The 20,397-nt window shown below is 62.2% G+C and carries 16 protein-coding genes and 3 tRNA genes; 1 reads left to right on the top strand and 18 read right to left on the bottom strand.

Going from position 1 to position 20,397, the window contains the following annotated elements:
* Positions 1 to 110: 110 nt before the first annotated feature.
* Positions 111 to 1,394, top strand: coding sequence for an NAD(P)/FAD-dependent oxidoreductase (locus tag AAEZ05_RS23635; RefSeq protein ID WP_045057929.1), 1,284 nt, complete (start codon positions 111 to 113; stop codon positions 1,392 to 1,394).
* Positions 1,395 to 1,440: 46 nt separating this feature from the next.
* Here AAEZ05_RS23635 and AAEZ05_RS23630 read toward each other — a convergent pair whose 3' ends face one another.
* The 18 genes from AAEZ05_RS23630 to AAEZ05_RS23545 all read right to left on the bottom strand — a co-directional run bounded on the left by AAEZ05_RS23630 (position 1,441) and on the right by AAEZ05_RS23545 (position 20,388).
* Positions 1,441 to 2,412: an XdhC family protein gene (locus tag AAEZ05_RS23630; protein WP_045057930.1), complete on the bottom strand. Its 972-nt coding sequence runs from the start codon at positions 2,410 to 2,412 to the stop codon at positions 1,441 to 1,443.
* 1 nt (position 2,413) lies between these two features.
* Positions 2,414 to 3,649 (bottom strand): c-type cytochrome, encoded by a 1,236-nt coding sequence (locus AAEZ05_RS23625; RefSeq protein WP_045057931.1) that lies wholly within the window; start codon positions 3,647 to 3,649, stop codon positions 2,414 to 2,416.
* A gap of 1 nt (position 3,650) precedes the next feature.
* A complete protein-coding gene (locus AAEZ05_RS23620) occupies positions 3,651 to 4,190 on the bottom strand; it encodes a (2Fe-2S)-binding protein (RefSeq protein WP_045057932.1) in 540 nt (179 codons plus the stop codon).
* Entirely contained in the window at positions 4,183 to 7,014 is a 2,832-nt protein-coding gene (locus AAEZ05_RS23615; RefSeq protein ID WP_350649157.1) for a xanthine dehydrogenase family protein molybdopterin-binding subunit, read from the bottom strand. The genes AAEZ05_RS23620 and AAEZ05_RS23615 overlap by 8 nt, the downstream gene beginning before the upstream one ends.
* A gap of 539 nt (positions 7,015 to 7,553) precedes the next feature.
* On the bottom strand, positions 7,554 to 9,956 hold the full coding sequence (locus AAEZ05_RS23610) for a TonB-dependent siderophore receptor (protein WP_350649155.1): 2,403 nt from the start codon (positions 9,954 to 9,956) through the stop codon (positions 7,554 to 7,556).
* Between the two features lie 68 nt (positions 9,957 to 10,024).
* A complete protein-coding gene (locus AAEZ05_RS23605; RefSeq protein ID WP_350649153.1) occupies positions 10,025 to 10,969 on the bottom strand; it encodes a FecR domain-containing protein in 945 nt (314 codons plus the stop codon).
* Entirely contained in the window at positions 10,966 to 11,475 is a 510-nt protein-coding gene (locus tag AAEZ05_RS23600; protein WP_045057936.1) for a sigma-70 family RNA polymerase sigma factor, read from the bottom strand. The genes AAEZ05_RS23605 and AAEZ05_RS23600 overlap by 4 nt, the downstream gene beginning before the upstream one ends.
* A gap of 270 nt (positions 11,476 to 11,745) precedes the next feature.
* Positions 11,746 to 11,822 (bottom strand) — tRNA-Asp (locus tag AAEZ05_RS23595).
* A gap of 102 nt (positions 11,823 to 11,924) precedes the next feature.
* Positions 11,925 to 12,001, bottom strand: a tRNA-Asp gene (locus tag AAEZ05_RS23590).
* Between the two features lie 54 nt (positions 12,002 to 12,055).
* Positions 12,056 to 12,131 (bottom strand) — tRNA-Val (locus AAEZ05_RS23585).
* Between the two features lie 250 nt (positions 12,132 to 12,381).
* Positions 12,382 to 13,149: an SDR family oxidoreductase gene (locus AAEZ05_RS23580; RefSeq protein ID WP_177328522.1), complete on the bottom strand. Its 768-nt coding sequence runs from the start codon at positions 13,147 to 13,149 to the stop codon at positions 12,382 to 12,384.
* 5 nt (positions 13,150 to 13,154) lie between these two features.
* Positions 13,155 to 14,366: an O-succinylhomoserine sulfhydrylase gene (locus AAEZ05_RS23575; protein ID WP_045057938.1), complete on the bottom strand. Its 1,212-nt coding sequence runs from the start codon at positions 14,364 to 14,366 to the stop codon at positions 13,155 to 13,157.
* A gap of 126 nt (positions 14,367 to 14,492) precedes the next feature.
* Positions 14,493 to 15,998, bottom strand: coding sequence for an amidophosphoribosyltransferase (gene purF / locus AAEZ05_RS23570; protein ID WP_045057939.1), 1,506 nt, complete (start codon positions 15,996 to 15,998; stop codon positions 14,493 to 14,495).
* A gap of 41 nt (positions 15,999 to 16,039) precedes the next feature.
* The gene (locus AAEZ05_RS23565; RefSeq protein ID WP_045057940.1) at positions 16,040 to 16,600 is read right to left on the bottom strand and encodes a CvpA family protein; all 561 of its coding nucleotides are present in this window, start codon (positions 16,598 to 16,600) and stop codon (positions 16,040 to 16,042) included.
* 98 nt (positions 16,601 to 16,698) lie between these two features.
* Positions 16,699 to 17,376, bottom strand: coding sequence for an SPOR domain-containing protein (locus AAEZ05_RS23560; RefSeq protein ID WP_045057941.1), 678 nt, complete (start codon positions 17,374 to 17,376; stop codon positions 16,699 to 16,701).
* The gene (folC, locus tag AAEZ05_RS23555) at positions 17,360 to 18,667 is read right to left on the bottom strand and encodes a bifunctional tetrahydrofolate synthase/dihydrofolate synthase (RefSeq protein ID WP_350649150.1); all 1,308 of its coding nucleotides are present in this window, start codon (positions 18,665 to 18,667) and stop codon (positions 17,360 to 17,362) included. Before folC ends, AAEZ05_RS23560 begins: the two co-directional genes overlap by 17 nt.
* Complete coding sequence (gene accD, locus AAEZ05_RS23550) at positions 18,664 to 19,584, bottom strand: acetyl-CoA carboxylase, carboxyltransferase subunit beta (protein WP_045057943.1); 921 nt, start codon at positions 19,582 to 19,584, stop codon at positions 18,664 to 18,666. The genes folC and accD overlap by 4 nt, the downstream gene beginning before the upstream one ends.
* Positions 19,585 to 19,761: 177 nt before the next feature.
* Positions 19,762 to 20,388, bottom strand: a complete 627-nt coding sequence (locus AAEZ05_RS23545) for a phosphoribosylanthranilate isomerase (protein ID WP_350649148.1) — start codon at positions 20,386 to 20,388, stop codon at positions 19,762 to 19,764.
* Positions 20,389 to 20,397: the final 9 nt, after the last annotated feature.

Raw genomic sequence — 20,397 nt, 5'->3', positions numbered from 1 at the left:
AAAATATTTAATTTTGCTGCTGCGAGGAAGATTTTCCGGTGGCTGGCGAGGGTTTTTCAACTCGGGTAGGATCGGGGGACTCGTAAAATATATTAAACAGAGGCAGCAGGATGGCGAACACTCCTTATCCAGAGTCCTATTACGCCGCATCGGCCAATGCGGCTCCGCCGCGCCCGGCTTTGCAGGAGGAAGTAGAGACTGATGTCTGTGTGATCGGCGCCGGGTATACCGGCTTGTCCTCTGCCCTGTTCCTGCTGGAGAACGGTTTTAAGGTCACGGTGCTGGAGGCGGCCAAGGTTGGTTTTGGTGCTTCCGGGCGCAACGGTGGGCAGATCGTTAACAGTTACAGCCGCGATATCGATGTGATCGAACGCACCGTCGGGCCCAAGCAGGCTCAACTGCTGGGGCAGATGGCGTTCGAGGGCGGACGGATCATTCGCGAGCGGGTGGCCAAATATAATATCCAGTGCGACCTGAAGGACGGCGGCGTGTTCGCCGCCATCACGGCCAAGCAGATGGGCCATCTGGAGGCGCAGAAGCGTTTGTGGGAGCGCTTTGGGCATACGCAGCTGGAGCTCATGGATCAGGCGCGTATTCGCCAGGTGGTGGCTTGCGATCAGTATGTCGGTGGCATGCTTGATATGAGTGGCGGACATATTCATCCGCTTAACCTGGCCTTGGGTGAAGCCGCTGCGGTGGAGTCTCTGGGCGGGACTATTTATGAGCAATCGCCGGCGGTGCGGATCGAGCGCGGCGCCAGCCCGGTGGTGCACACGCCGCAGGGCAAGGTCAGGGCCAAGTTCATTATCGTCGCCGGCAATGCCTATCTGGGCAACCTGGTGCCGGAACTGGCGGCCAAGTCGATGCCCTGCGGGACTCAGGTGATTACCACTGCCCCATTGGGCGATGCGTTGGCCAGCAGTTTGCTGCCGCAGGACTACTGCGTGGAGGACTGTAATTACCTGCTCGACTACTACCGCCTGACCGCCGACAAGCGCCTGGTTTTCGGCGGTGGCGTGGTGTACGGGGCGCGGGATCCGGCGAACATCGAGGCGATCATTCGGCCGAAGATGCTCAAGGCGTTTCCGCAGCTCAAGGATGTGAAGATCGATTACGCCTGGACCGGGAATTTCCTGCTGACCTTGTCGCGATTGCCACAGGTGGGGCGACTTGGGGACAACATTTACTACTCCCAGGGCTGCAGCGGCCATGGGGTGACGTATACGCATCTGGCGGGCAAGGTGCTGGCCGAGGCGTTGCGCGGCCAGGCTGAGCGTTTTGATGCGTTTGCCGACCTGCCCCATTATCCGTTTCCGGGTGGGCAGCTGTTGCGCACGCCATTTGCGGCGCTGGGGGCCTGGTATTACGGGTTGCGGGACAAATTCGGGTACTGACTGACGCGAGCAAGCCGGCTCCCACTGGTGTTGTCCCACAGGGCGTTTAGAGTTGATCCCGGGCGATGCCGCTGCGGATTCGCAGGATGTCGGCGAGCACCGCCAAGGCGATTTCTGCGGGTGTTTTGCTGCCTAGGTTGAGGCCGATGGGCGCGTGAATTCGTGCCAGTTCGGCTTCCCCCAGCCCGCCAATGCGACGCAAGCGTTCGAAGCGTTTTTGAGAGGTTTGCACCGAGCCCATAACGCCAATGTAGAACGCGTCGGTACGCACCGCTTCCATCATCGCCAGGTCATCAATGCGCGGGTCGTGGGTTAATGCAACCACCGCCGTATCGCTATGGCAGCCGCCGTCAGCGATGAAGACCGAAGGCAGCTGCCGGCGGATCTCGACGTTGTTAAGCACCACACCTTCAAGCACTTCATCCCGGGGGTCGCAGAGGATCACTTCGAACCCAAGCCCCACCGCAAACTCCGCACAGGCCTGGGCGACACTGGAGTAACCCGCCAGCAACAAGCGCTGGGCAGCGCCGATGCGCACACGAACCCGATCGACTTCGCGCTCGATACGCGCGCCCTGCTCCCGGTCCACGAACACGTCACGGGCGCCGCTGGCCAGATCGATTTCGCGGATCAGGCGACGCTGGCCCAACAAGGCCGATTCCAGCTCCCGCAGATGCGCCTGAACCTCGCAAGCCGGCTCAAGCTTCTCCACCAGCACGTCAAGAATCCCGCCACACGGCAGGCTGATGCGCGAGCGGGGGTCATCTCCTTCGCCGTACCGAACCACGCACACGGCTTGCTCGAATGCGCCTTCGGCGACGCGCTCGAGAAAGTCTTCCTCGACGCACCCACCCGACAGCGAACCTATCCACTGCCCCCCGCCGTTCACCGCCAGCAGCGAGCCCGGCGCGCGAGGCGCCGAGCCGTAGGTGGCGAGCACCGTGCACAGCCAGACCTGCTGGCCGGCGTTTGACCATTGCAGCGCGCGCCGTACCACTTGCAGATCCAGATGCTGCATATCAATGCACCTTGTGTTCGGTTGGAGGGGCGTCCGCTTGTAGCTTCTGCACGTCGCCGATTGTCAGTTCACCCGACTGACCACCCCACCCTTGACGCAGGTAATTGAGCAGGTCGGTCAGCTGGCCAGGGCTGAGTTTGTCGGCAAAGCCCGGCATCGGTTGCATGCGTTCGAAGCCGACAAATTGCTGCTCGCCGATGCCGTCCTCGATCACCCGTAGCAGGTTGCGCGCATCATCCAGGCGCAGCGTGGTGTTGCCACGCATGGCCACTGCGATGTGCGGCTTGCCCTCGCCCTCTACCGCATGACAACCGGCGCAGACGTTGAGGTATTCCTGGCGACCGCGCCGGGCGCTGGCACTCAACTGCTCCAGGGGCACTTCGCTCAGCACTTTCGCCGCTGGCGGTTGATCGCCAAGCAGGTAGGTGGCCATCGCTGCCAGATCCGGATCAGTGAGGCCCTGGGTGCTGTTGTGGAACACCGGGAACATCTCGTTGAACATGGTGCCCTGGGCGCTCATGCCGTGCTTGAGGAACGAACTCAGGTCCTGGTGATTCCAGCCACGGTTTGCCAGGTCTTCGGCCAGCAGGCTGGGCGCCAGGTAGCCATTGAGGACGCCACCGGTCATGCGCTTGTCCTGCTGCATCGCACCGGGCAAACCGCGCGGGGTGTGGCATTCGCCGCAGTGGCCGAGCACGTCGACCATATACTGGCCGCGCTTGAACGCCTCGCTCTTGCCCGCGGTGGGCGACAGCTTGACGTCTTTACCGTACAGCATGTTCCAGCCCGTCAGGCCCAGACGTACGTTGAACGGAAAACTCAGGCTGGTCACCGGCGCCGCGCGCTCGATCGGCTCGACGGTTTTCAGGTAAGCGTGAATCGCGTCGGAGTCGGCCCGGGGCATCAGGTGATAGGAGGTGTACGGCATCGCCGGGTACAGGTTAGCCCCGTCGCGACGCTTGCCTTCTGTGAGCGCAGCGAAGAATTCCTCATCGCTGTATTGACCGATGCCGTGCTCCTTGCTCGGGGTAATGTTGGTGCCATAGATGGTGCCAAACGGCGAAACGATCGGCAGGCCTCCCGCATAGGGAGCGCCACCCGGGGCGGTATGGCAGGCCATGCAGTCGGCCGCGCGGGCGAGGTATTCGCCGCGCTTGACCTGATCGTCGGCGTGCGCCATCAAGACCGGCGCAGCCAGGCCGACCGCCAATGCCAGGCGGGAAAATAGATGCTTCATGTTAGCCCTCCTTGACCAGGCCGAGATCGGTCAGCACGTTGCGCGTGGCGCTGTAGTAACGCACATAGCCGGTGCAGCGGCAGACGTGGTGGCCGAGGCTGTCCTCGATCACCTGTTCCAGCTGGCTCTTGACGATCGGCTGGCGCTGCAGCTTTTCTACCAGCACGGTCGCGGCATTGACGAAACCGGGCGCGCAGTAGCTGCACTGGAAAGCGAACTCATCGACGAAGCGTTGCTGGATCGGGTTGAGCTCAGTGACTTTGCCCTGCTCATCGCGGGTGGCATGGCCTTCGATGGTCCGTACTTTCTTGCCTTCGAAATAGTGCGCACCGGTGATGCAGGTGCGCACTTCCTCGCTGGTGCCGTCGGGGTTGTCGACGATCACCACGCAGGCATGGCAGATGCCCTGGCCGCAGCCCAGGCGGGAACCGGTGAGGTTCTTGTATTCGTGCAGGTAGTCGATCATCGGCAGGTCATCAGGGATGTCCACCGGGCCGACGGTTTGACCGTTGAGGGTCAGTTGAAGCGGACGGTTAGCCATTGAGGGCCTCCTTGATGCGGGCAGAAGTGATAGGCAGGTCGCGAACGCGCTTGCCGATGGCGTGGGCCACGGCGTTACCGATGGCACCCACGACCGGGATCATCACCACTTCGGCGATGCCTTTGGAGGGGTCGCTCGGGGACAGCGGCGGCAGGATTTCCGCCGTCTGCTTCCAGACCGCGACGTGGCGCGCCATGGGCAGGCGATAGCGGTTGAAGTTCCAGTCACCCTCCCCCGGTCCGCCTTCGTACAGCGGCATTTCTTCCAGCAGCGCATGGCCGATGCCCATTGCAATGCCACCTTCAAGCTGGCCCCTGACCAGTTCTTCCACCAATACCCGACCGCACTCGACCCACGAGTGATGGTTGAGCACCTGCACTTCGGCCGAGCCCTTGTTCACTTTCAGCTCAACCAGGGTTGCCACCGGGCTGTAGTAAGTCACTGCGGCGTTGTTCAATTGGGTGTCCGGGTAGTGCACGTTCTGCCGATCAAGCAGATGGAAGCCAGCGCTGTTCATCTGCGCCTTCTTCGCGCTCGGGGCGCCGTCGCCGTACTTCACCGCCAGGCTGTCGAGCGGCAGGCGCTCGCGCACGCCATCGATGCTGAACTCGGCCTCGGCCCAACTCCAGCGGTTAAAACCGTGCACGGTGGCGCCGGTGACCAGACCTTTTTCGTGAGCGTGTCTGGCCAACTGCTCGAAGCTCAGCGGCTGCATGCCGTTGGCGGTGAGTTTGCCGTCGACCCAGTGCGCGTCTTCCCGGCGCACCACGTAGGGGTTGGCCTGGCCGCCATAAGGTCCCTGGCGCCAGATCTGCAGCGCGGCCGGCCACAGGCCGTGGTTGAACAGCACGCGTGCCGCTTCGCGGGTGGCGTGGCTGAAATAGTAGGCCGAGTTGGTGGCCGACGAGGCCGAGGCCAGTTTGCCGACCCAGCGCGGGTTGCGCAGCAAGGTGTCCTGCTCGGCCTGGCTCATGATGTACGGGTTGCCGCCGGTGATCAGCTGCAGCTCTTGCCATTCAGTCTCGCCGGTCTTCACTTCGTGAGCCGGGCTGCCGAGGAAATCGGCCACGACCATGGCTTGGGAGGTGGACATGCCGGTGCCGATTTCAATCCCGATATGGCGCAGGTGAATGCGCCCTTCGGCGTTGAATTCGATGCTCGCCATCGGCGCTTCGGAACCGGTGCCGAAGTCCTTTTGGCAAATGGCGAAGCCGACGCCGTACCAGTGGTCCGGGTCCTGGGCTTCGCGTTGCTGCTTGAGCTTGTCGCGGTTTTTCCAGACCTCGTGCACAGCCGCTTTGTCGAGAATCTCGTGCAGGCGCAAGGCACCCGCCGGCACCGCACCCTGGGTATTTTTCATGCCCGAGACCATGGCGTTTTTCTTGCGCAGGTCGATGGCGTCGATGCCCAGGCGACCGGCAATTTCGTCAACCATCATCTCGGTCGAAGCCATGCTCTGCAGGGTGCCGTAGCCACGCATCGAGCCGGCTTCCACAGCGCGGGAATGGTAGGCCGTGACCTGCAGATCGTTCTGCGGCATGTAGTAGATCGACTGCGCCGCTGTGGCGCCAACCGCCGCTACCGACGGGCTGTAGTTGACGCGTCCGCCACCGTCGACGCTCATTTCGGCGCGGAAAATCTTGAAGCTGTGATCGGTCTTGTCCACCGCCAGTTGATAGCGGATATCGAACGGGTGGCGCTTGATGCCGCTCTGGAACTGCTCGTAGCGGTCGTTGGCCAGGCGCACCGGCACACCAGCCCCGTACAGGGCGGCGAGGGCGGCGTAATAGACAAAAATATTGTGGTCTTTGGAACCGTAACCCACGGTGTAGCCCGGGTGCATGTTGAGGTTGGCCAGGCCGAAACGCGACGGCGCGATCATCTTCGCGGTCTCGGTGGCGGTCTCCAGCGGGCACTGGGTGGCCACCACGAAATGCAGGGTCTTGGTCGCAGGGTCGTACCAGCCGTTGCCGTTGTCCGGCTCCATGGCTGCAGGCTCGATGGACGGCGTCTTGTAGCGCTCGTCGAACACCAGCCAGTTGTCGGGCGGGGTGTCGATCTGCTGCTTCATGCGATCGGCATAGAACAGCCCGCGCTCGGTCAGGTTGCCGTGCAGGTTGGGCTGCGAATCCCAGACCGGACGACGGTTGCGCAGCATCGGGAACAGGATCGAATCCTTGAGGCTGGCGAATTCATCTTCGTCCGCCGAAGTCGCACCGCCGACCCGCACGTAGCGGAAGCTGCCGTAGGGATCACCTTCGTAGTACGGCACCTGGGCACCGTAGCGAATGGCATTGTCGTTGAACTTGAGTTTGGCCTTGGCCTGGCGGAAGCGCTCGAAGTCATTCCAGATGAGTATCGCGACCGGATGACCGATGAACATCGGCACCTTGCCGACTGGCAGCAGCGGGTCCGGGGCATGCTCTTCGGGGAAGACGATGCCGTCTTTCTCCAGGTCTTCTGCGGTGACGATACGGTCCGGCTGCAAGTCGGCACCGAGCCACGCCAAGTCATAACCGGCGTATAGGCGGTCGGCCTTGGTGATTTTCAGCAGCATGGCGTGACCTTGCTGTTCGGGCCAGCCCGGCATGTCCTTGGCGCGGATGTCGCGAGCAAAAACCTTGCTGCCGCACACCTTGGACAGGGCATCGTTACGCGAGCGCGCCTTGCCGTTGTTGCCGAGCCATTGCTCGGACGGCACGGTCACGCTGTTCTCCATCAAGGCGGCCAGGGCCTGGGAGCTGAGCGGCGTAAGCGTCACGCTCACCCCCGCCACCAGCCCGCCCTGTAGGAACGAGCGCCGGGATATATCACGGTTGGACATGGATCATCCTCTGAGCGGTTATGGGCCCGCCCTTCTGGTTATGTTCTGGGAATCTCGAGTCTTGCAGGAACCCTTTTAGGACGGAGCAAAGGGCTGTGGTGACAGTGCAAAGCTGACCGAAAGGTTAACTTTAAAGGTTTATGCGCTCGGGGCAAACAACCAGTTACAAAAAACTGACTGGAAGATCAAAATTTCCGGATTTGCGGGGGTGTCTGGGCAGTCAAATTGCTGTCGGATGCACCATCGTCTTCGCGGGCAAGCCCGGCTCCCACAGAGATATCTGCCGTACATAAATGCTGCGCCCACCACCAATACCTGTGGGAGCGGCGGTGCGACGATTCGACTTGACCGCGATGGCAATCTTCCTGCCACATCAATGTCGAATATGCAGATGCCATCGCCAGCAGGCTGGCTCCCACAGTGGTCTGCGCCGAACACAAATACTGCGTCCACCACCATTCCACTGTGGGAGCAACTGTCTTCCCCCTGCCGATGACACCTGAACCGGGGTCATCGCAGGCAAAGGCGCGTGAGCGATCCTAGAAATCCACTGTCGCCGAAAGCAGGTACGTGCGTGGCGTGGATAGCGTCAAGCCAGGCTCGCTGTCATCTGAGGCGCCTGCGGAGCTCCAGTAGCGTTTGTCCGCGACGTTCTCGACGTTGCCGCGCAGGGTGATGGTCTTGTCGTCGACCTTGAACGCGTAGCGGGCGCCCACGTCGAAGCGTTCCCAGGAGTCGATTTCCTTGTTGTTGGACTGGTCCAGGTACTGCGAGCTGGAGTAGATGCCACGCGTGGTCAGGGTCAGGCCCTGGACGGTGGGCACGTCCCACTCGGCACCGAGGTTGACGTTGTATTTGGGCGTTGCGGGCGCGCGGTTGCCGTCGAAAGCGCCGTTGGTGGTGTGGGTCAATTCGCTGTCGATGTACATCACCCCACCGAGCAGGCGAAAGCCATCCAGGGGTTCGCCGAACACACTCAGCTCCACACCTTTGTTCTCGCGTTTGCCGTTCGGGCCGAAGACCCGTGTGGTCGCGTTGGTTTCGTATGCCGGCTGCTTGATGCGGAAGACCGCCGCCGTAACCGCGAACGGGCCGGCGTCGTATTTGGCGCCGACCTCGACCTGGCGGCTGACAAAGGGCGGGAAGATTTCGTCTTCGTTGACCGAGGTCGACGGGGCGATCTTGCCCTGGCTCAGGCCCTCCATGTAGTTGGCGTACAGCGACAACTTGTCAGTGGCCTTGAACAGGATACCGCCCGACGGCGAAACTTTTTCTTCGTCATAGGCAGTGGCGCCCTTGATGTTGTCGGACCAGTCATCGACCTTCACCCGCTGCCACCGCGCGCCGAGGGTCAACAGCAGGCGATCCTCGAAGAACCCCAGGGTGTCGGACAAGGCCACACCGCTGAAGCGGTTCTCGGTGTAGACCTTGGCATCCTGGCGGGTTGGCCTGGCCGGGGTGGGGGTTTGCACCGGATCGTAGAGATTGCTGGGCGCGGCAGCATAACGGGCGCCGCCGTTTTCGAAATCCATGTAGAAGTAGCTGGCCGCGAGATTGACCTCGTGGCTGACCGGGCCGGTTTTAAACCAGTTACGCACGCCGGCCGTGGCCGTGCGCACATTCTCGTCGCGGGTGAAGTCGCGGGGTTGGACGCTGAAATCGCCAGCATCGTTGGTGACCGAAACCGCATGCCGGAGGAAGTCATGATTACTTTTGCGTGCGCCAACTCCGCCATACAGCATGACCGAATCGTTGACGTCGAACTCGCCATTGACGGTGCCGAACGTGTCTTCGGTGCGCGCCTTGCTCCAGGCCTGCGCGTAGTTGTGGCGGACATCGCCTGCCTGCGGGACCTGGGCATTGACGCCAACCTGCACCCGTTCCTGGGGCGCATCGGTATTGCGCTCGGTGTGGCCGATGTCTGTCGAGAGCCGCAGGCGCTCTGCGCGAAAGTCCAGGCCGAGTACGGCCATCTCGCGGTCGATGCTCTGGTGATCCCACTCGGTGTCGCCGGACTGTTTCACGCCGTTGAAGCGCAGGCCGAACTTGTCGTCTTCACCGAAGCGTCGACCGACGTCCACCGCGCCACCGAGCTGGTTGTTGGACGCGTAGCTGCCGGTGAATGAAGTGATCGGCTTGTCGGTGGCACGCTTGGGTACCACGTTGATCCCGCCCCCCACGCTGCCCCGCGGCGAGATGCCGTTGATGAGCTGGCTGGGGCCCTTGAGGATGTCCACGCGATCAGCCATTTCCATGTCGATGGTGTAAGTGGGCAATACGCCATAGAGGCCGTTGTAGGCGACGTCACTGTTGAACAGGCTCAGCCCGCGAATGGTGAATTGCTCGTAACGCCCGCCGGCAGGGTTAGTGGCGCGAACCGATGGGTCGTTGGCGATCAGGTCACCCAAGGTCCGGGCTTGCTGGTTCTCGATCACCTCGCTGGTGTAGGTGGTCATGCTGAAGGGCGTTTCCATGAAGTCTTTCGAGCCGAGCAAGCCTTGGGACCCGCGACGCGCAACCTGGCCGCCGGCGAACACCTCGCTGCCCTCCCCGCCGGTGGCGCCGAGAATCGAGGTGGGGGCCAGCTGCAAGCTGCTGTTTTCCGGGGCCGGGGTGAGAATGTACGCTTGCTCACCTACCGCCTGCAGTTGCAGACCGGAACCCTGCAACAACCGGGCAAAGCCCTCCTCGACGGCGAACTCACCGGACAGCCCGCCACTGCTGCGGCCGCTGACCAGGGCCGGGTCCACCGACAGATTGACCCCGGACAGACCGGCAAACCGGGTCAATGCATCGCTCAAGCTGCCGGCCGGCACCTGATAGCTGCGCCGGTTACCGTCCTCGGCCCAGGTTGGGGAGATCAACCATGGACTGGCACTCAGGCCCAGCATCAGGCTGAGGTGCAACAACGGTCGCAGGCGCGGGGAAGAAGCGTTAGGCATTTGAATAGGCTCTCTTGATTCGTTCACATGCCTTCAATGACAGGCGAGTCGAAAAAAGGGGCCAGGGTTTACACACTATTTTTGCGCGGCAGCAACGTGACCCAGTAGCGAGTCCGGGAATGCACCTCCAGGGGCAGACTGGCGGCGAGCAGCGCGAGTACCCGGTCAGTGTCGTCCAGACGGAAGCTGCCGGTGACTCGCAGGGTTTCCAGCTCCGGCTCCCAGCGCAGGACACCCGGTCGATAGGTGCTCAGTTCACGCAGGAAGTCCCCCAGCGGCTGGTCCTTCGCCATCAGCACGCCCTCGCGCCAACCCGGCGCCAAGGTGTCGAATGCGCTGATGGATCCGGCACCGGCGGCCTGCAGGCTGACCTGCTGGCCCGCGCGCAAGGCCAGGGCCGCCCCATGCAAAGGCTGTAACTGGACGGCGCCGTTGTAGACCGAAACCCGACAGCCGCGTGCGTCCTGGCGAACGCAGACTTCACTGCGGCTGACGATGACATTGCCAAAACGGGTCTGGATCGTCAGCGGCGAATCACCGGGCACTGTCAGGGACATTTCGCCCTCGATCAGCTTGACGCGGCGTGCCTGCAGGTCCACATCGACCGCGCTGGCCGTGTTGAGCTGCAGCGCGCTGCCGTCGGCAAGCCGGGTCTGCTGACGCTCGCCGGTGGCGGTGTGCAAATCGGCGCGCCAGGCATCCAGCGGCAGTTGCCGACTGATCAGCCACGCCGCCGGCACCAGGGCCACCGCGCCCAGGGCGCGCTTGAGCACTTTGCGCCGCGCCGGATCCGGACGATCCAGGCTGCTCAGTGCCAGCCCCGATGGCAGGTCGGCAAAACGCTGGCGCAGCGCCTGGGCTTTCTGCCAGGCCTGCTCGTGGGTGGCGCAGGTATCACGCCAGCGCTGCAAGTTCACGCGATCCTGCTCGTTGGCACCGCCTGATTCCAGAAACGCAAGCCATTGCGCGGCTGCACGAACGGCCTGGCGCGAGTCGGACGCCTGAGTGTTCACAGGTCCACCAACAGGCAATGTTCATAAGCCTGAGCCATGTAACGCTTGATGGTACGTTCGGACACTTGCAGGCGTTCCGCGATTTGCCCGTAGGTCAGGCCTTCGAGCTGGCTCCACAAAAACGCCCGGCGCACCGCCCGCGGCAAGCCGTCGAGCAGCTCATCCAGCGCTTGCAGCGTTTCCAGCAGCAGCCAGCGTTGCTCGGGGGATGGCGCACAGTCCTCCGGCATCGCCGCCAAGGCGGCGAGATAGGCCTGTTCCAGGCTCCGGCGCTGATAGAAGTTGCTCAGCAGGCGTTTGCCCACAGTCAGCAGATAGGCACGGGGCTCTTGCAGGTCCGCGATCCGCTGCGAACTGGCAAGCACCCGCAGGAAAGTGTCCTGGCTCAGATCAGCCGCATCGCAGCCGTTGCCCAAGCGCCTCCCCAACCAGGTTTCAAGCCAGCCACGGTGATCGCGGTACAGGTCGTGAAGCGTTGGCTCCTTCGGCATCACTGCATCACTCATCTAGAAGCCCTGTGCCAGGAGTTATCGTAAATGAGAGTGATTCTAATTAATGTCGGTGCCGGGAAGGAAGCTCTTTATGCATTGAGCGCGCAGAAAGGCCCTCCTGCAGGGGCGAGCTTGCTCCTACAGGACGGGGGCAGCAGTTCAGGAAAATGGCAAATCGCAGACACAAAAAACCCCGGTCTTTCGACCAGGGTTTTTGCTATCGACTCGAAGTCACCAACGGCTTCTTCGTAGCTCCAAGGCGTTCAGTGGGCCTTGTAGCAGATATGGCGCAGCGGACGGGACTCGAACCCGCGACCCCCGGCGTGACAGGCCGGTATTCTAACCGACTGAACTACCGCTGCGTATCGCTTTGGACTTGCGTCCTAACTCGTCTGATCAGAAGCTCCGAGATTTTTCAATCTCTCTTTTGATCTCGAATCAGGTCAGACCTGACTCGGAAAATATGGCGCAGCGGACGGGACTCGAACCCGCGACCCCCGGCGTGACAGGCCGGTATTCTAACCGACTGAACTACCGCTGCGCGTCGGTGGAGGCTTTTAAGGCTTCCATCTTGCTTTCGCAAGACTCTCGGAAGTGGTGGGTGATGACGGGATCGAACCGCCGACATTCTGCTTGTAAGGCAGACGCTCTCCCAGCTGAGCTAATCACCCGTTTGCATCTCCGAGGCCGCGAAATTTACGCAGGTAGCGAACCTAAGTCAATAGCAGGATTGAAGTTTTTCTGAAAAAGACAAAATCGTGTCAGTGGCGAATGGTTATGCCGTCAGACCGCTTTCGCGAGCAAGCCCGCGCCCACAGCGGATTGTGAGTGAACACAGGCTATGGGTCCGACACAAAGCCACTGCGCGAGCGGGCTTGCTCGCCAAAGCTGCAGAGCATCCAGCATCAATGCTGCTGCCGGTCACTCGCTGTAAATCATCTTCTTGGTCATGCCGCCGTCCACCACAAACTCCTGCCCCGTGACAAAGCCGGCGTTCCTCGACAGCAACCAGGCCACCATTGCCGCGACATCCTCCACCGTCCCTACCCTGCCCGCCGGATGCTGGGTATGGTCGGCGTCGGACAACGGCTCGGCGCGGCGCGCTGAAGGGTCGCGTGCATCGATCCAGCCCGGGCTGACGGCATTGACCCTGATCTCCGGCCCCAGGCTGATCGCCAGCGCATGAGTCAGGGCCAACAGGCCGCCCTTGCTCGCCGCGTAGGCTTCACTGTCGGGTTCCGACTGGCTGGCGCGGGTCGAGGCCAGGTTGACGATCGAGCCGCTGTGAGCACGCAGGTACGGCGCACAGTGCTTTGCCAGCAACATAGGGCCACTGAGATTGACCGCCAGCACCCGATTCCAGTAGGCCAGATCGAGACTTTCCAGGGTGATGTTGTGTGGCTCGGCTACTGCCGCGTTGCACACGAGCGCATCGAGCCGCCCGAACTGCCCGAGCACCTCGGCCACCCCCAGCGCTACCTGACCCTCGTTCGAGACGTCCATGGCGATGAACCAGGCGTTATCACCCAGCACCTTCGCCACTTTCGAACCACGGACCCGATCCAGGTCGGTCAGCACGACTTGCCAGCCTTCGCTAATCAACCAGGCCGAAATGCCCAGGCCGATGCCGCGCGCAGCACCCGTGACCAGCGCGACGCGGCCATTGGTGCCCGTGCCGGGCGCAGACATTTCGATCACAGCGCAGCCAGGCCGCGCGTCAGATCGGCTTGCAGGTCCGCCACGTCTTCCAGACCCACCGCGACGCGGATCAGGCTGTCGCGGATCCCTGCGGCTTCACGCTCCTGCGGCGCCAGGCGGCCGTGGGAGGTGGTGCTTGGGTGGGTAATGGTGGTTTTGCTGTCCCCCAGATTGGCGGTGATCGAGATCAGGCGAGTCGCATCGATAAAGCGCCACGCACCCTCTTTGCCCCCCTTGACCTCAAAACTCACCACCGCGCCAAAGCCCTTCTGCTGGCGCAAGGCCAACTCATGCTGTGGATGGCTCTTGAGACCGGCGTAATGGACTTTCTCGATACCGTCCTGCTGCTCCAGCCATTCGGCCAGTTGCTGGGCGTTGGCGCAGTGCGCCTTCATGCGCAGGCCGAGGGTTTCCAGGCCCTTGAGGAAGATCCAGGCGTTGAACGGGCTCAGGGTTGGCCCGGCGGTGCGCAGAAAGCCGACGACTTCTTTCATGTGCTCGCCGCGACCGGCAACCACGCCGCCCATGCAACGCCCCTGGCCATCGATGAACTTGGTCGCCGAGTGCACGACGATGTCCGCGCCCATCTTCAGCGGCTGCTGCAACGCCGGGGTGCAGAAACAGTTGTCCACGACCAGCATCGCGCCCTTGGCATGGGCGATTTTCGCCAGTTCGGCGATGTCCACCAGCTCTGCCAGCGGATTGGACGGCGACTCGACGAACAGTAATTTGGTATTGGCCTTGATGGCCGCATCCCAGCCGGACAGTTCCGCCAGGGGCACGTAATCGACCTCTACGCCGAAACGCTTGAAATATTTTTCAAACAGGCTGATGGTCGAACCGAATACGCTGCGCGACACCAGCACATGATCACCGGCGCTGCACAGGCTCATGACCACAGCCATGATCGCTGCCATGCCGGTGGCAGTGGCCACGGCTTGCTCGGCGCCTTCAAGCGCGGCAATGCGCTCTTCGAACGCACGCACGGTCGGGTTGGTGTAGCGCGAGTAAACGTTGCCCGGCACTTCCCCGGCAAATCGCGCCGCGGCGTCGGCAGCGGTGCGGAAGACGTAGCTGGAAGTGAAGAACATCGGATCACCGTGTTCGCCTTCCGGCGTGCGGTGCTGGCCGGCGCGTACGGCCAGGGTATCGAACGCTACGCCTTCGAGGTCGCTGTCCAGCCGACCGGCATCCCAATCCTGACTCATGCTGTCACTCCTTGCCTTACTCGGTAATGGATACTAAACCGGCCTGTGGGAACAACGCTCGCCCGCGATGGCGTCTTTACAAACGCCATCGCGGGCAAGCCTTGCTCCCACAGGCCGGCCAGTTACTCAGTTGTTGTACAGATCAATGATCGCGCTGACTGCCTGGGTCTTGACCTTGGAGGCATCGTTGCGTGCCTGCTCGATCTTGTTCAGGTAAGCCTCGTCGACATCACCTGTGACGTACTGGCCGTCGAACACCGCGCAATCGAACTTGTCGATCTTGATCTTGCCGCCACCGACCGCTTCGATCAAGTCAGGCAGGTCCTGGTAGATCAGCCAGTCAGCACCGATCAGGTCAGCCACGTCCTGGGTCGAACGGTTGTGGGCGATCAGTTCGTGCGCGCTCGGCATGTCGATGCCATACACGTTCGGGTAACGAACGGCCGGTGCCGCGGAGCAGAAGTAGACGTTCTTGGCGCCGGCTTCGCGGGCCATCTGGATGATCTGCTTGCAGGTCGTGCCGCGAACGATCGAGTCGTCCACCAGCATGACGTTCTTGCCGCGGAATTCCAGTTCGATGGCGTTAAGCTTCTGGCGTACGGATTTTTTCCGCGCTGCCTGGCCCGGCATGATGAAGGTCCGGCCGATGTAGCGGTTCTTCACGAAGCCTTCGCGGAATTTCACGCCCAGGTGGTTCGCCAGTTCCAGGGCCGCGGTGCGGCTGGTGTCCGGAATCGGGATGACCACGTCGATGTCGTGATCCGGACGCTCGCGCAGGATCTTCTCGGCCAGCTTCTCGCCCATGCGCAGGCGGGCCTTGTAGACCGATACACCGTCGATGATCGAGTCCGGACGCGCCAGGTAGACGTGTTCGAAGATGCACGGGGTCAGGGACGGGTTGTTTGCGCACTGGCGGGTGTGCAGCTTGCCGTCTTCAGTGATGTAGACCGCTTCGCCGGGTGCCAGGTCGCGAATCAGGGTGAAACCGAGCACGTCCAGGGACACGCTTTCGGAGGCGATCATGTATTCGACGCCCTCGTCGGTGTGACGCTGGCCGAAGACGATCGGACGGATGCCGTGCGGGTCACGGAAACCGACGATGCCGTAGCCGGTCACCATCGCCACGACCGCGTAGCCACCGACGCAACGATTGTGCACGTCTGTGACCGCGGCGAACACGTCTTCTTCGGTTGGCTGCAACTTGCCGCGCTGGGCCAGTTCGTGAGCGAACACGTTGAGCAGTACTTCCGAATCGGAATTGGTATTGACGTGGCGCAGGTCAGATTCGTAAATCTCCTTGGCCAGCTGTTCAACGTTGGTCAGGTTACCGTTGTGCGCCAAGGTAATGCCGTAAGGCGAGTTGACGTAGAACGGTTGAGCTTCGGCCGAAGTCGAGCTGCCAGCGGTCGGGTAACGGACATGGCCGATACCCATGTGACCGACCAGGCGCTGCATGTGACGCTGATGGAACACGTCACGCACCAGGCCATTGTCCTTGCGCAGGAATAACCGGCCATCATGGCTGGTCACGATACCGGCAGCGTCCTGGCCGCGGTGCTGGAGGACGGTTAGCGCGTCATACAGCGCCTGATTGACGTTCGACTTACCGACGATACCGACGATGCCACACATGCGACGCAACCCCTACTTAATGGATCTGAACTGAGCAACACTCACTGCGGCGTTTTGGCCGTCGGCAAGAGTTGCTCCTTGAACGGTATCTCAGCGGGTACGCTGATACCGCTGGCAAGCCACTGACTGCTCCACCCGAGAATCAGGTTCTTGGACCAGTCTGCGACCAATAGAAACTTTGGTACGAGCTGTGATTCTTTCCACCACCCGTCCTGCTGTACCGGCCCCAGGCTCAACAGCCCGACCGCCACGACCACCAGCAACACGCCACGCGCAGCGCCGAAGGCCATGCCGAGGAATCGATCGGTCCCGGATAACCCGGTGACACGTACCAACTCGCCGATAAGATAATTGATCATTGCGCCTACTATCAAAGTGGCGACAAACATGATGGCACAGCCCGCGATCACGCGAGCCGATGGCGTTTCGATGTATCCGGCGAGGTACTCGGACAATGAACCACCGAACATCCAGGCGACGACTCCTGCGATGATCCAGGTCACCAGCGATAATGCTTCCTTGACGAAGCCGCGGCTAAGACTGATCAATGCGGAGATGGCGACAATTGCAACGATCGCCCAATCAACCCAGGTAAATGGCACAGTGCAGCCTACAGACGGATAAGGCGGCGCATTTTAGCAGAGCGCATGCCTGTCGGTAAGCTGCGATTAGCAGTGCATTTCAATCGCAGCGATAGTTTTTAACCGCGCTCGGGCTGGAAACGCACCACAAACCCCTTGAGGTTCTGCTGGCGGCTCAACAAATCGCGCAAACGGTCGGCCTCGGCGCGCTCGATCAGCGGCCCGACAAATACCCGATTCTTGCCATCAGCGGTGCGAATGTAGGCGTTATAGCCCTGGGCTCGCAGGGATTTCTGCAGGCTTTCGGCACTGGCACGGTTCGACAGGCTGGCCAGTTGCACCGACCAGCTGACCGACAGGCCATTGGCATCGACGCGGCTTTGGCTGGTGTCCGGCTTGCCGGGCGTCGCCGTGATTGGCTGGGCCGGTGGCGTGCTTGGCTTGGCGGCCAATGCCGGCACGGGTGCCGGGGCTGGCGCGACTGGCTTGGCTGCCGGGGCCGGCGCAGGGGCGACGGGCACCACAGGGGCGATTGGCGTCGACGGCGCTTGCTGCTCGGCGATTTCTTCGTCGCTCGGCACCGGCTCCTGCGGCAGCACCTGAGGCTCAGGTACGACCACCGGCTCGATCTGCACCTGAGGCACCGAAGGCGCTTGCGGGGCAGCAGGCGCCTCGACAGTCACCTGGCGCTGCTCATCCTGACGGGAAAACAGCATCGGCAGGAAAATCACTGCCAGCGCGACCAGCACCAGGGCGCCGACCATGCGTTGTTTGTAAGCCTTATCCAGCAATGCCATTTGCCGCTTCCTCCGTGGAGCGCCGGGCCAACCACTCAAGGGCCTCGGCGACACAATAAAATGATCCGAACAACAGAATTTCGTCGTCGCTCGTCGCTCGTGCGCACTGCCCTTCCAGGGCGGCGGCCACGCTGGCATAGGACGTTACTGAAGCGCCAAGGTTCTGCAGCACCTCTTCTAAATCAGCCACCGGGCGCGCCCGGGGCGAATCCAGCGGTGCAACCGCCCAATGCTCGACACTGGCATTCAACTGGCCAACGACACCGTCCAGATCCTTGTCCGCGAGCAAGCCGAACACTGCCAGACGCTTGCCGACTGGCGGACGACTGGACAGACGGCGAGCCAGGTATTCGGCCGCATGAGGATTATGCCCCACGTCGAGCAACAGGTGCAGACGTTTGCCCTGCCAGTCGAACGCCCGACGTTCCAGGCGCCCCACCACGCGAGTCGCCTTCAAGGCTTCAATGATCTGTGCCTCTACCCAATGCAGACCCAGCAGCAGATAAGCCTGCAAGGCCAGCGCAGCGTTCTCCATCGGCAGGTCCAGCAGGGGCAGGTCCCGCAGTTCGACTACCCGGCCCTGGCTGTCAAGACCGCGCCATTGCCAGTGGTGATCGGTGACACCCAGGTCGAAGTCACGCCCACGCAGGAAAAACGGGCAGGCCAGCTCGCGGGCTTTGTCCAGCAGAGGTTGCGGAGGATCCAGATCGCCACAGAGCGCGGGGGCGCCCTGGCGGAAGATGCCGGCTTTTTCGTAGGCCACGGACTCGCGGGTATCACCCAGGTAATCGGCGTGGTCGACGCCGATGCTGGTGACCAGCGCCATGTCCGCGTCCACCACGTTGACCGTATCCAGGCGCCCGCCCAGGCCGACCTCGAGCACCACGGCATCCAGCCCCGACTGCTGGAACAGCCAGAACGCCGCCAGGGTGCCCATTTCGAAATAAGTCAGGGAGGTATCGCCACGGCCTGCCTCGACTGCCGCGAAGGCCTGGCACAGCTCGGCGTCAGTCGCTTCGACGCCGTTGACCTGCACCCGCTCGTTGTAACGCAGCAGGTGCGGAGAATTGTAGACACCGACTTTAAGGCCCTGCGCGCGCAGCAATGAAGCCACGAACGCACAGGTAGACCCCTTGCCGTTGGTGCCGGTGACCGTGATCACCCGAGGCGCCGGCTTGCCCAGTCCCATGCGGGACGCTACCTGTTGCGAGCGCTCCAGCCCCATGTCGATGGCCGAAGGGTGCAACTGTTCCAGGTAGGCGAGCCACTCGCCAAGGGTACGTTGGGTCATATGTTGGCAGGCACCGGCGGAACCACGATTGGCTCGATTGGCGCGGCGACGAACTTCGGCGTCGGCAGGCCCATCATCTGTGCCAGCAGGTTGCCCAGGCGTGGACGCAGTTCCTGACGGTGAATGATCATGTCGATCGCACCGTGCTCCAGCAGGAATTCGCTGCGCTGGAAGCCTTCCGGCAGTTTTTCGCGCACGGTCTGCTCGATCACGCGCGGGCCGGCGAAGCCGATCAGGGCCTTTGGCTCGCCGACGATCACGTCGCCCAGCATCGCCAGGCTGGCGGAAACACCACCGTACACCGGGTCGGTCAGTACGGAGATGAACGGAATGCCTTCTTCACGCAGACGCGCCAGTACCGCGGAGGTCTTGGCCATTTGCATCAGGGAAATCAGCGCTTCCTGCATCCGCGCGCCACCGGAAGCGGCAAAGCAGATCATCGGGCATTTGTTTTCCAGGGCGTAGTTGGCGGCGCGAACGAAGCGCTCGCCCACGATGGCACCCATGGAACCGCCCATGAAGGAGAATTCGAACGCCGAAACCACCACCGGCATGCCCAGCAGGGTGCCGCTCATGGACACCAGCGCATCTTTCTCGCCGGTGGCTTTCTGGGCTGCGACCAGGCGGTCCTTGTACTTTTTGCCGTCGCGGAACTTGAGACGGTCCACTGGCTCCAGGTCAGCGCCCAGTTCGGCACGGCCTTCAGCGTCGAGGAAGATGTCGATGCGTGCGCGTGCGCCGATACGCATGTGGTGATTGCACTTTGGGCAAACATCCAGGGTCTTTTCCAGCTCCGGACGGTAAAGCACCGCCTCGCAAGATGGGCATTTGTGCCATAGACCTTCAGGCACCGAGCTCTTCTTGACCTCGGAACGCATGATCGAAGGGATCAGTTTGTCTACCAACCAGTTGCTCATGCTTTCTTTCTCCAGTACCGGCGGCTCGAACGCTTTGGTTCGCAGCCCCGCGTATGCCCTTGAGCTAAATTCATATGTGCGGCGATGATCCATGGATGGCCGGATCAGAGAATCGTGACCTGCGTACCACCCAAAAACCCTCAGCCATGCCTGTGGACGGCGGCAGTCTGCCAGCCGTCACATCAACGTGCCGCGTACCGCGTTGATGAATGCGTGAATCCTTGCGTGATCCTTGATGCCTTTGCTCGCTTCCACCCCGCCGCTGACGTCCACCGCGTAAGGCCGCACTCGGCTGACCGCCTCGGCGACGTTATCCGGTGTCAGGCCGCCCGCCAGGATGATCGGCTTGCTCAGGCCTTGGGGAATCAGAGACCAGTCGAACGCCTGCCCGGTTCCGCCCGGCACGCCTTCGACATAGGCATCGAGCAGAATACCGCTGGCGCTCGGAAATGCATTGCAGGCTGCCGCAATATCATCGCCGGCCTTGACCCGCAGCGCCTTGATGTACGGTCGATGCCAGCCCTCACACTCGGCCGCGGTCTCATCGCCGTGGAATTGCAGCAGGTCCAGCGGCACGGCGTCGAGGATTTCCCCCAGCTCGCAGCGACTGGCGTTGACGAAAAGGCCAACGGTGGTCACGAACGGAGGCAGTGCCTGGATGATCGAGCGTGCCTGCTGAAAGGTAACGGCGCGCGGGCTCTTGGCATAGAACACAAAACCTATGGCATCCGCCCCCGCCTCGACCGCTGCCAGCGCATCCTCTAAGCGGGTGATCCCGCAAATCTTGCTGCGAACGGCTGACATGTCGATATA

The sequence above is a fragment of the Pseudomonas sp. HY13-MNA-CIBAN-0226 genome, from assembly GCF_040310305.1.
In the GTDB taxonomy this organism is placed as follows: Bacteria; Pseudomonadota; Gammaproteobacteria; order Pseudomonadales; family Pseudomonadaceae; genus Aquipseudomonas; species Aquipseudomonas gregormendelii.
This window is presented reverse-complemented; position numbering and strand designations above follow the sequence as displayed.

Bases quoted from the DNA above. Each gene is read 5' to 3' on its own strand.
- AAEZ05_RS23635 (WP_045057929.1), top strand. From the start codon at position 111: ATGGCGAACACTCCTTATCCAGAGTCCTATTACGCCGCATCGGCCAAT.
- AAEZ05_RS23630 (WP_045057930.1), bottom strand. From the start codon at position 2,412: ATGCAGCATCTGGATCTGCAAGTGGTACGGCGCGCGCTGCAATGGTCA.
- AAEZ05_RS23625 (WP_045057931.1), bottom strand. From the start codon at position 3,649: ATGAAGCATCTATTTTCCCGCCTGGCATTGGCGGTCGGCCTGGCTGCG.
- AAEZ05_RS23620 (WP_045057932.1), bottom strand. From the start codon at position 4,190: ATGGCTAACCGTCCGCTTCAACTGACCCTCAACGGTCAAACCGTCGGC.
- AAEZ05_RS23615 (WP_350649157.1), bottom strand. From the start codon at position 7,014: ATGTCCAACCGTGATATATCCCGGCGCTCGTTCCTACAGGGCGGGCTG.
- AAEZ05_RS23610 (WP_350649155.1), bottom strand. From the start codon at position 9,956: ATGCCTAACGCTTCTTCCCCGCGCCTGCGACCGTTGTTGCACCTCAGC.
- AAEZ05_RS23600 (WP_045057936.1), bottom strand. From the start codon at position 11,475: ATGAGTGATGCAGTGATGCCGAAGGAGCCAACGCTTCACGACCTGTAC.
- AAEZ05_RS23580 (WP_177328522.1), bottom strand. From the start codon at position 13,149: ATGTCTGCGCCCGGCACGGGCACCAATGGCCGCGTCGCGCTGGTCACG.
- AAEZ05_RS23575 (WP_045057938.1), bottom strand. From the start codon at position 14,366: ATGAGTCAGGATTGGGATGCCGGTCGGCTGGACAGCGACCTCGAAGGC.
- purF (WP_045057939.1), bottom strand. From the start codon at position 15,998: ATGTGTGGCATCGTCGGTATCGTCGGTAAGTCGAACGTCAATCAGGCG.
- AAEZ05_RS23560 (WP_045057941.1), bottom strand. From the start codon at position 17,376: ATGGCATTGCTGGATAAGGCTTACAAACAACGCATGGTCGGCGCCCTG.
- folC (WP_350649150.1), bottom strand. From the start codon at position 18,667: ATGACCCAACGTACCCTTGGCGAGTGGCTCGCCTACCTGGAACAGTTG.
- accD (WP_045057943.1), bottom strand. From the start codon at position 19,584: ATGAGCAACTGGTTGGTAGACAAACTGATCCCTTCGATCATGCGTTCC.
- AAEZ05_RS23545 (WP_350649148.1), bottom strand. From the start codon at position 20,388: ATGTCAGCCGTTCGCAGCAAGATTTGCGGGATCACCCGCTTAGAGGAT.